9 protein-coding genes are annotated in these 12325 nt (G+C 42.4%); 7 read left to right on the top strand and 2 right to left on the bottom strand.

Going from position 1 to position 12325, the window contains the following annotated elements; translation table 11 throughout:
* Nucleotides 1-66 precede the first annotated feature (66 nt).
* Nucleotides 67-3597 (bottom strand): exodeoxyribonuclease V subunit gamma, encoded by a 3531-nt coding sequence (recC, locus tag ACE3G9_RS04425; RefSeq protein WP_449218548.1) that lies wholly within the window; start codon nt 3595-3597, stop codon nt 67-69.
* Nucleotides 3598-3685: 88 nt separating this feature from the next.
* The gene (locus ACE3G9_RS04420) at nt 3686-4678 is read right to left on the bottom strand and encodes a TDT family transporter (RefSeq protein WP_417880750.1); all 993 of its coding nucleotides are present in this window, start codon (nt 4676-4678) and stop codon (nt 3686-3688) included.
* Between the two features lie 114 nt (nt 4679-4792).
* On the opposite strand from ACE3G9_RS04420, the gene ACE3G9_RS04415 reads away from it, so the two are divergent.
* From ACE3G9_RS04415 to ACE3G9_RS04385, 7 genes are all read left to right on the top strand, one after another.
* Nucleotides 4793-5710: a LysR substrate-binding domain-containing protein gene (locus tag ACE3G9_RS04415; RefSeq protein ID WP_449218547.1), complete on the top strand. Its 918-nt coding sequence runs from the start codon at nt 4793-4795 to the stop codon at nt 5708-5710.
* An 82-nt stretch (nt 5711-5792) separates the two neighbouring features.
* Nucleotides 5793-6086 carry a YebG family protein gene (locus ACE3G9_RS04410; RefSeq protein WP_027697554.1) on the top strand — a complete coding sequence of 98 codons (294 nt, stop codon included), beginning with the start codon at nt 5793-5795 and terminating at the stop codon, nt 6084-6086.
* Between the two features lie 255 nt (nt 6087-6341).
* Complete coding sequence (locus ACE3G9_RS04405; RefSeq protein WP_449218546.1) at nt 6342-7121, top strand: RelA/SpoT domain-containing protein; 780 nt, start codon at nt 6342-6344, stop codon at nt 7119-7121.
* Nucleotides 7122-7257: 136 nt separating this feature from the next.
* On the top strand, nt 7258-8289 hold the full coding sequence (gene dapD, locus ACE3G9_RS04400) for a 2,3,4,5-tetrahydropyridine-2,6-dicarboxylate N-succinyltransferase (RefSeq protein ID WP_417880753.1): 1032 nt from the start codon (nt 7258-7260) through the stop codon (nt 8287-8289).
* A gap of 288 nt (nt 8290-8577) precedes the next feature.
* A complete protein-coding gene (pncB, locus tag ACE3G9_RS04395; RefSeq protein WP_417880754.1) occupies nt 8578-9783 on the top strand; it encodes a nicotinate phosphoribosyltransferase in 1206 nt (401 codons plus the stop codon).
* Between the two features lie 100 nt (nt 9784-9883).
* Nucleotides 9884-11032 carry a sugar diacid recognition domain-containing protein gene (locus ACE3G9_RS04390; protein ID WP_449218545.1) on the top strand — a complete coding sequence of 383 codons (1149 nt, stop codon included), beginning with the start codon at nt 9884-9886 and terminating at the stop codon, nt 11030-11032.
* Between the two features lie 114 nt (nt 11033-11146).
* The gene (locus ACE3G9_RS04385; RefSeq protein ID WP_449218544.1) at nt 11147-12292 is read left to right on the top strand and encodes a glycerate kinase family protein; all 1146 of its coding nucleotides are present in this window, start codon (nt 11147-11149) and stop codon (nt 12290-12292) included.
* Nucleotides 12293-12325: the final 33 nt, after the last annotated feature.

Below are 12325 nucleotides of genomic sequence, written 5' to 3'. Positions count from 1 at the left end.
TATAATGACTTGCTGGCGGCGTTTCTTTTTCTAAGCCGTTCGTCTGTTTATTCATCCGCTTATTTATTACGACTCATCTTCACTGCGATCTTGGCAATGTTCCATTAATGGATATAACCACTGCTGCGCTTTTTCGAGTAATGATTCAGCAAGCTCGCTATTCCACTCTTTCCAAACTCGTTGAATATAGTGGTCACTGCCTTCACCTACCGAAACAAAGCTATCGTTAAAGGTATTTTCCATTGCTTGATACGCTTTTTGTTTGATCTCTTCATCCGCAAAACCAAGCCATTGCCCTTGCTTATCATAACCTTGCTCGATACCAGCAAAGGCGCACTTTGGAACAAACCATAGTGGCTCATCCATACCTTGATAGTAGGCTTCCAGTAAAGATTGCAAATATTGTTTGGCTTGCTGTGAGCTTAAAGCTTGTAATTCAAGTTGCTGAACTTGCCCCTTGCGAACACCGAACAAATGAGTAGCAAGTGAGTGCCCGCTCGCGTTTAAGCACAAATGTTCAATCCAGTAACCCAATAAGTTCGCGCTGTGAATTCCACCACTACGATAGCGCAACATGCCCTGCTGATATTGACCACCAAGCCAACCAGCTAGGTGATGAGTTTGCTTGTACCCACCTAGTGTTAATTCAAACTCAAGCGCGATCTCAACATCCGCTTTAGGCACAGTGAGATAAGGCAATAAACTAACTGCTAAAGGTTGAATATTTGCCAATAAACTTTGGGCGGCCAATTCACCAAAACCCGACAATGGCAATTGCCCTTTGGCTTGATGTTGCTGCAAATATACTTTAGCGCCATCTTCAAAGCTTTCTAGAGTCGGCATTTCTGATTGCAGCCATTGCTCTAGTAAGTTTTCGCCAAACCAGTAGTTATCTAGTCCATTAATGGCAAAAGGCTCATCATCAATTTGATTAACCGATAATGGGCTAATATCTAAATAACTCTTTAAACGTTGATTGAAGAAATACTTCACTGGCAAGCGCCAAAAACGCAGCAACTCTTGAAGTTCTAACCAATATTGCCCATTGGCCTCTTTATCCAACTGCAAATAATACGGCTCTAATGGCTGAATAAATGGCAGTGTCTGAGTTTCACTTGGCTGTTGGCTAGCTTGTTGCGCGACAGGCAACCATTCTTTGGCATAACTAGCGAGTGCGGAATCACTGCCATCAAACGCTTTGATACTGAAAGGCACTAAAGGATGAACATGGGTTAAATGTGCAACTAACGCTCGCCCTGATTGATCGCTCGGTAATTCTTGATGCTGAGCAAGTGTGTAGTTTTGCTGGCAATATTCCAGTAATTCCGCCACCAGCACCGATGGCTCTTTATCACTGTTATCTTGGATCGAACGTCCCACATAACTAATATACAAATACTGTTGCGCTGATAACAAGGCTTCTAAGAATAAGTACCGGTCATCATCACGACGAGAACGGTCGCCATGACGGGTACGTCCATTAATCAAATCAAACCCTTCTGGCGCGACACTGCGCGGATATAAACCATCATTCATCCCCAACAAGCATATGACCTTAAAAGGAATTGAACGCATTGGCATCAAGGTACAGAAATTGACTTGTCCGGCTAAGAAACGCTGACTGACTCTGGCATTCGAAAGATGATTTTGCAGGTACTGTTCGAGAACTTGCGGCGAAATTTCTTCATCTTGAGCAATTCCAGCATCGTGCAATTGTTGGCGGAGCTGTTGAATGCATTCTCGAATTGAGCCAAGTACCACTTCGCCTTCTAGCTCTACCGCAAAAAAGTCATCCAGCATCGATAACAAGTACTGCTGCCAACTAGAAAACTGCTGCGCTTGAGATAAACGGTCGCGATATTGCTGCAATAAGCGAACAAAACTCGCTAACTTACCGGCAAGTTCTGCATCTAAGCCTTGGACTTCATCAAAGGCGGCAATCTGCTGTCCACCGACTTGATACAAACCAACCGACTCTGGCATGGCATAGCCGAGTAACATTCGCTCGATACCAAATAGCCAAGTGTTTTGTTTATGACTCGGCAATTCAAATTGCGGTGCAGTTTTCTCATCTAGCCCCCAACGAATACCAACTTGCTGGATCCATTGTGCAACTCGTTCAAACTCATCATCACTGATTGCAAAACGCTGCATCACCGCAGGTACTTCTAATAACTCAAGCAACTCGGTCGCCTGACAACGGCGCATAGGCAACGACATCAAACGCATAAAGGCTTGTAGAATTGGGTTTTCTTGGTCAACGCTACGGTCGGAAATCGAATAAGGAATAAAGCGTTCGCCAGCAGCATTACCAAAGACGGCCTGAATCGCATGACTGTAGGCATTAATATCCGCCACCATCACAATAATATCGCGTGGGTTTAGATTCGGATCAGCATCAAACATTGCCAATAAACGGTCGTGTAGTACTTCCACTTCACGCATTGGACTATGGCAAGCATGCAATTGTATTGAAGTGTCATCAGGTGAAACTACCGACTTATAACGACTTGTCGTCGCGGATAGATCATCATCTTGGTGTTCGCGCAGCTCTAAAATATCTTGCTGAATTGCATGCAATAAACTGTCGGGTTCACCTTCGACAAACGCATCAATTTCATTGGCTTCCAACTGAGATAATAAATACAGATTATCGCGCCCTAGCTTACCCATTGAGGCGAGCAGGCTATTTCCCACCGCATCTTTGGTATGCAAGGTTTCAGACTCAGTTAACACATTTTGCTCAATTGAACCTTTGAGCCAATCCGATGATTGCTCACTATGCATTATTTGACGAGATTTAGCGGCCAGTTTGGCGAGGTATTTACGGTCGCGAACTTCCCCCCAGTAATAACGACAGGGGTTGGTAAACATTAAGTGTACATCAATATGTTCGCCCAGAGCACGCAGCGCATCCATATAACGAGGTGGCAATGCGGTAATACCAAACACAAATAAACGCTTCGGAAAATTCGCTTGCTGGCCTAAATCGCCAACATAGGTGTCCAGCATATCAATAAAGTGTTCATACAAATTGGCGCGATGATAAGGCGATTGACCTAGCGAGACCGTTTGATCGTATAAAGCTTGCCATAAAATAGGCTGCCACGGGTGTTCACCATTGAGCTCTTTAACGGTTTCTCCAGCTTCCCACGCAGCAATCCATTCAGGGCGATACACTAAATAACCATCAAAAATATCGGCAATTTTTTCAGATAATTGATAGCGCTTAGATTGGTCATCGTCATGATCTAAATAGCGCTTTAGGGGGGAGAACTCTTCACGTTCGAGTTGCGTCGGCAAAATTTGCATTAACTTCCAAGTCATTGCATCTTTATTAAATGCACTACGCTTGGGAACATCAGGCAAAACTTGGGTAAACAAATTCCAAATAAAAGTCGCAGGAAGAGGAAATTCGAGATTCGCTGCCACACCAAACTCTTTGGCAAGCTCCATTTTCAGCCATTGCGACATACCGGGGCTTTGTACCAAAATTTGTTCAGCTTGGAATGGATTGTCTAATGGGTTTAAACGGATAAGTTCAACCAGTAAAGACTTTAAAACATCGACTTGATTAGAATGGTAAACAGTAAACACAAGGCACTCACGCTACGGGTTTAGATACCCACAGGTTAGCATAAGTGCTTTGTTTAATTGAAATGTTTAGCTGAAATTATTCTTTCAATTATAAGCTTTCTAGAGGGTGAGTATTATTCGCTGAAATTAATACTTTATGTGGGGTATAAAACATCCAGTAACGCAATGCTACATAACCTACAATCAAGGTAGCGATCACTAGCTCAATCACCGCAAGAACCTGAATTTGATGGGCATATTGAGTTAGTACTTCCATGGTTGACATCCAATAAGATGTTTTAAATAGCGCAGTAGCACCGATCACCATTGGAAAAGTAAAAGCCGCGTAACCTGGGCTGAATGGTAGTCTAAGCAAAGTAAAGAATGAAAGATAAATAAGAATCGTCATCAAGATAGCGATCGACATCAAAACCATCACCAACAATAATGATGGATCAGAGGTAAAGGTTAGATAACCTGCCAATGATAAGCTTGCTGGTGCCGCCATAATTGCCAAGGTTGGTTTTGCTGCATCAGGTACTTCTTGACAGAAAATAAAACGATAAATCATAGCTGGCAACATTACGGCGTAGCATGCGATACCAAAAATCAATACTGAATAAGCAATCCAAGAAAGTACTGGATTACCTGAGTACGCAACATCTGCCACAATAATGCCAATTGGAGGAACAAACCAACTAGGCACCATATGATGAACTTCAAACTCTTTTGCTCTATGGTAAATGAATGCAGTAAGAAAAATAATATGCAGCGCTACCGCGAATACCCATAAACTGTCACCTAAAACTGGGTTAAAATGGCCAACTGAACTTGATACCACCATAGTTGCCATTGAAAATGTCGGAACAACACTCCCGACAACTGGGTGGGCAAGATCATTGGCAATCAATTTTGGATGAAAAATAAACTTAACCGTTAAAATAATTAATAAAATGGCAGCAATCCCAGCACTCCAATGTTGAGCATTGCCGTTAAGTATTAGGGCGTTTTCCCAACACCAACCTAAACTAGCGATACCGAGCGCCAAGCCTGCCATTGGGGTTGGAGCACCACTTACTAAATTTTTTAATGTCTGATTCATGATTACCTCACGGGGTATATGTTACCGATGCAGTAATAATAAACTTGCTCATTGTTTAAATATATCTAATTAAACTTAACACACGTTAAATAAAACAAAACGGAATAGCACTTTATGGCAAGTAATGTCACCCTCAAGCAACTCAAAGTCTTTACCGCTTTAACTCAACAGGAAACCTTAACTGCAGCAGCTAAAAAGTTATTCCTGTCTAAAGCCGCGGTAAGCTTGTCACTCGGTGAACTTGAAAAGCAACTCGGCCTCGTATTGTTTGATCGTGTAAATAACCGTTTGATATTAAATCAAGAAGGTAAACGCCTACTGCCTTTAGCTGATGAACTGCTACATCGAAGCGAAGATATTCAACACATGTTCACCTTTGATCAAGCGCTGCACGGCCAATTAAAGATCGGTGCCAGCGATACCATTGGCAACCAAGTTGTTCCTTACTTACTGCGTGATTTTCGTCAGCATTCGCAACACCAACAACAAAGCTTATTGATTTCCAATACCAGTTTAATTTGTGACAAGTTAACCGATTACGAGCTCGATCTAGGTTTAATCGAAGGTAAGGTTCAATCTGATCAACTGTTAATGCAACCTTGGAACCAAGATGAAATGTGTATCATTTGCTCGCCTAATCATCCTTTAACACAACAAGACTCTGTATTGGCAAGAGACTTCGAAAATACAGAGTGGCTTCTACGTGAAGCAGGATCAGGGTCTCGCGAGTTCTTCTTACGCACTGTAGCGCCACGCATTGAAGTCTGGACCGAATCATTTCAATTAAACACTACGGAAGCAATTATTAATGCGACCGCTGCCAACCTAGGTTTAGCCTGTTTATCTCGTTTAGCGGCACAATCAGCGCTTGAACATAATCGTGTAGTAGAACTTAAAGTCCCTCTTGATATGACGCGCCGCTTTTGGCTATTAGTCCATAAAGAAAAATACCAAAGCCCACTGCTCAAAACCTTCATGCAATTTTGCATTGATTGGAAAATGCTCGAATCATTGAAAAGTAGCGCCAAATAACTGATAACCGCTGGACATCAGCTACAAACAACTGTATAAAAAAACAGTTAAATTCATTAAAAAATTGCATACGAGGATAACCATGGCTGTAATCGTCAAGTACGTGGTGGAACGCAACGGAGAAGAAAAGATGACTTTTACTTCCAAGGCTGAAGCTGACGCTTATGACAAAATGTTGGATATGGCGGACGAGCTTTTCACTTTGTTAGAAAACAGCAAGATTATTGAAGATGATAACCAAAAAGAAGAGTTATCTATGTTTCTTGCTCAAAACAAAGATGAAGTACTCTTTGCACTAGGTGCGAAACGTCGCCCTACTGAAAAAAAAGCCAAAGCACCAAAAGCAACCGAAGATAAAGATAGCGAAGCCGCTTAAACCTGAAGTTGACTATCCAGATTAAACAGCCAGTTCACCTCATCGCAACTGGCTGTTTTTTACATTCCCTTACAGTTAGCTAACAGATTGAAGCCAAAGCTAAAATTGTCATAACATTTCCCAATTTAAAAACTGCTATTGTAACTATCAAAATTTGCCCCAAGCTATCTATTACGAGCTAATACAATTCGTTTGCACTTAAAGACAAAATATACCCTTTAGTTACACCGTTTTATTGTCTGATAGAGGTTGCTAATGAAGTTTTTCTTACGTACGACAACGATCATGTTGCTGCTACTCAGCCGCACGCCTGCATTTGCAGTTCAGCTAAATCAAACGCAATCATCGCAATCCCGTCCACAAATCAATCAAGCTTGTCCTCAAGCCTTTAAACACTCACTCAGCGGCTTATACAGCATTCCTGATATCAATTCAGCGACCATTCGACAACCCATTGCTGATTTCGAGAACCTCTATTCACAAGCACCACAAGCTCAACATGAGTTAGAAGTACTATGTAAAAGTATCGCCTTAAATACCCAAACACAACCTACCTTTGCCGGTGTTAAATCCCAACAACGAGCTAAGGAAAAAGTCGAAAAAGAGCTCAACGGACAAGCCGATAGAATTACCGATTTAGCTCGAGCAACCATTGTCGCACAAGACTTACCGAGCTTAGTTAAGGCTTATCAGCAACTTCACCAACAAGCGAGCGTACTACAAGTAAAAAACCGCTTTAAAACCCCCACGCCTTCTGGCTATCGAGATCTTAAAGTCCTCGTGCAAATGCCCCATTCAGGCCTAGTTGCTGAAGTACAATTCCACCTAGACGAAATAGCCAAGATTAAAAGTGGCGAAGAGCATAGTCTATACGAAAAAATTCAGCATATTGAACGCACCGCAATGCTCGAAAACCGCGACCTCAATACCTTTGAAAAAGCCAAAGTAGACCAGCTGAGAAATCAATCATTAAGCCTATACCATGATGTTTGGCAGTATTACTTAACACCTCCCGCTTTAGAGCAGGCTGCCTAACGAGAAGCAAGTAGCAGCCTAATAAAGAATATGCCCTTAGAAAATTAAGGTTTGTTTTAAATCGCTAATCATTATACTTTCTTAGCATTGGACTTAATTTTTATCTTAACCCCCTATAAATGGAGATTATTCAGTAATGGCACATTTCGCACTTGCCTTTGGTACGGCTACCAAAAACCGTGATGGTAAAATCATCGAAGCATTTTTCCCAAGCCCGGTATTAAACCCATCAGACGCTCTTGTTGCGGCAATTGCGCAAGTTTCAGGATACTCAGAAGGCAACCAAGCGATTGAAATCAGCAATGAGCTTGCTGGTGAACTATCGAATGCATTTGCAGCAAACGGCGACATTGCTAATGCTGATTTTGCAGAAAAAGCCGCTCAATCTTCTCAACCATTAGTATTAGTCGTACTTGCAAATGATGAGCAACCAAGCTCTGTGGCAGAAGGTTTCTTAAAACTACAACTGATCTCACATCGTTTAGCTAAGCCACATGGCATCGTACTTGATGGTATTTTTGGCCTGCTGCACAACATCGCATGGACTAACCAAGGCCCAATCGATCTACCAGAATTAGCAAGCCGTCAAATTGAAGCTCGCTTAAATGGCGAAACACTCACTGTCGATTGCGTTGATAAATTCCCGAAAATGGTGGATTACATTGTTCCTACCGGTATTCGTATTGCTGATACATCACGCGTACGTCTTGGCGCCCATGTGGGTGAAGGCACGACTGTGATGCACGAAGGTTTCATCAACTTCAATGCGGGCACAGCTGGTGTGAGCATGGTTGAAGGTCGTATCTCTGCTGGCGTTATGGTTGGCGAAGGTTCTGACATCGGTGGCGGTGCTTCAATCATGGGTACGCTATCTGGCGGCGGTAAAGTCGTCATCTCAATTGGTGAGAACAGCCTACTAGGTGCCAACGCAGGTCTTGGTTTCCCACTAGGTGATCGTTGTACGATTGAGTCAGGTCTTTACATCACAGCTGGTACTAAAGTGACTATGCTTGATGCTTCTGGTAATGAAATAGAAGTTGCCAAAGCGCGCGATCTCGCTGGCAAACCAGACCTACTATTCCGTCGCAACTCAGTAACCGGCAAGATTGAATGCTTAACCAATAAATCTGCGGTTGAGTTAAACAGCGAGCTGCATTCAAACAACTAATTATATTGGTGTTTGATAATAGCAAAATAGCTTTAGGACTATGCTAGGTCAAATGCCTATCAACCTGGACACTATAAAAAGCTGTACAGTTTAACCAATTGAAATCCCGTCACTTTGGCGGGATTTTTTACATCTAAGATAAGGAAGGGCTACTATGTTCTAAAAGCTTTTGGATCATTATAGGCCAAATACTCTAGTCGCTGTACAAGTCTATTTTTATGCACAACTTTCTCAATTGGAGCGAGATCGAGTACACTACTCTGATAATCTCCTTATTAAATATTGTCTATGACCATTTCTTCTCATACGTCTCACTCGCAACCGATCATTACATCACTACTGGATACCGATGCTTATAAATTGCATATGCAGCAAGCAGCATTTCACCAGTACCCTGATGTTGAAGTGGTCGCTGAATTTCATTGCCGAAGTCAAGAAGATTTACGCCCATATTTCGATGAAGTGTTGCAGCAAATCGATCACTTATGCCAACTGCGCTTTCAGCCCGAAGAACTAGACTACCTTGCGCAACTCCCCTTCTTTAAAACTGACTACCTTGAGTACTTAGCGACATTTCATTTCCAGCAAAGTAACGTTGAAGTTCGTAAAGATGGTGAACAGCTACAAATAACACTGCGTGGCAAATGGTTAGATGTAATTTTATGGGAAGTACCATTGTTGGCGATTATCAGTGAAATTCGAGGACGCCGTCGTTACCCACAAGCCAGTGTTGAGCAAGCTTGTCAGCATTTGCACCACAAGCTGAAATTACTCAAACAAGATCACCCAACCTTAGATATGTCTGGTTTTTCTTTAATCGACTTTGGTACACGTCGCCGTTTCTCTAAAGCGTTACAGGCCAATATTGTCGACCAATTAATCGAGCACTTCCCTCAATTTGATGGTACATCCAATTACTATCTCGCCTTTAGCAAAGGATTAAAGCCAGTTGGCACCCAAGCACATGAATGGTTTCAAGCACATCAACAATTAGCGGGAGAGCTTGCCGATTCGCAACAACTAGCATTACATAATTGGATAAAGGAATACCCGAATACATTAGGTATTGCGCTGACCGATTGCATAAACATGGATGCCTTTTTACGCGACTTCACACCAAGCCTTACCAATACATTTCTTGGCTTACGCCATGACAGCGGTGACCCTATTGAATGGGGAGAAAAAGCAATTGCTCACTATGAGAAACTGGGGATTGATCCTAAATCGAAAGTGCTAGTATTTTCAGATGGCCTATCACTTGCTAAAGCTATAGAGATCTACCAACATTTTGCCCAGCGTATTCAAACCAGTTTTGGCATTGGTACTAAATTAACCTGCGATATTCCGAATGTGAATAGCCTCAACATCGTACTTAAACTCACCGCTTGCCAAGGTAAACCCGTGGCGAAGATTTCCGATGAACCAGGTAAAAGTATGTGTCGTGATGACGCATATTTACAAGAATTAAAGCAGGCTTTTCATTTAGCAAGTTAAGCCATTATTTGTGCATATTCACAAATTTATCATTCCATCATGACGAAATAAGCCGACTAAGTTAGTGTTTTATTATACGCACTTTCCTATCGGCTTTTTTATGTACCTAGATACCCAACTTGCCCAACAAATCGTTGATCGCACTATGGCAATCATCGACACCAACATCAACGTTATGAATGATTGTGGCATCATAATCAGTAGCGGAGAATCAGAACGAATTGGGCAGTTGCACGATGGCGCCCTACTGGCAATCCAACATGGTGACACTACTGAAATTACTCAACAAACCAGTCAGAATTTAAAAGGCGTTAAACCGGGTATCAACCTAGTCTTAAAACATGATGACACTATTATTGGTGTGGTCGGCATCACAGGAAACCCTGATGAGATCCGCAACTATGCGGCTTTAGTCAAAATGACTTCAGAAATGATCATCGAGCGCTCACTCTTGATTGAACAATTGCAGTGGGATAAACGCCATATTGAAGAATTTATTTCTTCTTGGGTGAATAATGAATTAACCAAAGAAGCACTAGAAAGCTGGGCACAACGCTTGTCGATTGATATAGAACAGCCACGCGTTGCGGTGTTAATTGAAATCAGCGAGACCTCCAATCGCAACCAACTCGATACCATCAGAAAAATCGTGGAACTGCTTGAATATCCTGAGCGCAATAACCTAGTCGCCGTCGTTGCGATGAATCAAATCCTCGTTCTCAAACCATGTCAACAAGCAGCTAAATGCTGGGATTACACCATTGAAAGTAAGCGCATTGATCAGCTCATTCATACACTTCAACAACACGATATACACCAGCTTCATATTGCACTAGGTGAATACTTTCCATCGATCATGGACATGCCGCTATCGTTTCAAAGTGCACAACAAGTACTCGCACTAGGCAAACACTACCAACCGAAACAAACTAAGTATCTGTTTGAAGATCTCCGCATGCCAGTGCTACTGTCACCATTAAAAGAAAATTGGCAAGGTGCACAATTATGTAATGCTATTGTAAAACTCAAAAGCCAAGATCGCTCAGGTCAATTAATCAAAACCTTATACAGTTTATTTGAACATCAAGGCAACCTATCCCAATGCGCTAATAGCCTATATATCCATAGAAACACTCTACGCTATCGCTTAAATAAAATTGAAAGCATCACTCAAATATCACCACATAACTTCACCGGATTAGTCGAACTCTATATTGCTTGCCAGATCACACAATGTTCGAAAAATTAGTCAAATGAACAAAATCAGTACAATTTATCGGCATGTAATTTGGTTAATTGTCCAAAGTAATTTCTCTCGAATTTATCGATAATAAAGCATAGATAAATACTTTGAGGTCCTAGTATGAAAATCATTATTGCTCCTGATTCGTTTAAAGAAAGCTTAACCGCTAAGCAAGTTTGCCAAGCCATTGAAATCGGGTTGATGCGAGTTTGGAAAGACGCTGAGTATGTACATATCCCACTGGCGGATGGCGGTGAAGGGACTGTGCAATCTTTAGTCGATGCAACACAAGGTGAGATAATTGATTGCGTAGTCACTGGACCTCTAGGCCATAAAGTGGATGCTTTCTATGGTCGACTAGGTGGCGAATTAAGCCACACTGCTGTGATTGAAATGGCTGCGGCAAGTGGTTTACATCATGTACCAATTGCACAGCGTGATCCAAAAATCACCACCAGCTTTGGTACTGGTGAGCTGATCGCACACGCGCTAGAAAATGGCGCTAAGAAGTTGATCATTGGTTTAGGCGGCAGTGCCACTAATGATGGCGGTATCGGTATGTTAGAAGCGCTAGGGGTTAAATTTCTCGACAGCAATAGCCATGTGATTTCAGGTAATGGCATTGGTCTTACGCAAATTAAATCAATCAATATAGATAACCTACATCCTCAATTGTCCGATTGTGAGATTGTCATTGCCAGCGATGTGGATAATCCATTGTGTGGAGAGCATGGGGCGACGGAGACCTTTGGCAAACAAAAAGGCGCAACAGCAGAAGATACCACGTTACTCGATAACGCTTTAAGTGATTATGCAGATTTAATTGCCTCTCAACTTGATCGCCAGGTGAAAGACAAACCCGGAGCAGGTGCCGCTGGTGGGCTTGGGGCGGCGTTTTTAGGATTTACCTCTGCCACCTTAAAACCGGGGATCGCCATTGTATTAGAAACGCTATCGATTGAAGATCACCTACAAGATGCCGATCTTGTTATAACCGGTGAAGGTCGAATTGATTGGCAAAGCGCCCACGGCAAAACCCCAGTTGGGATTGCTCAAGCGGCAAAGAAATTTGATCTTCCAGTGATCGCACTAGCCGGTTGTGTCGGCGATAACTACCAAGCGGTTTACGATCATGGTATTGATGCGGTATTTGCTGCGATTCCAAGACCCTTTGATTTAGAAACCGCTTTTGCCGAAGCAGAAGTGAACATGGCTAACCTTGCCGAAAATGTCGCGAGAACATTAGCTATCGACTCTAGTCTCTAATCTCTACATTTAGGCACTCGGTTGATATGCCCC

It is taken from the genome of Vibrio sp. E150_018, from assembly GCF_053544035.1.
This window is presented reverse-complemented; position numbering and strand designations above follow the sequence as displayed.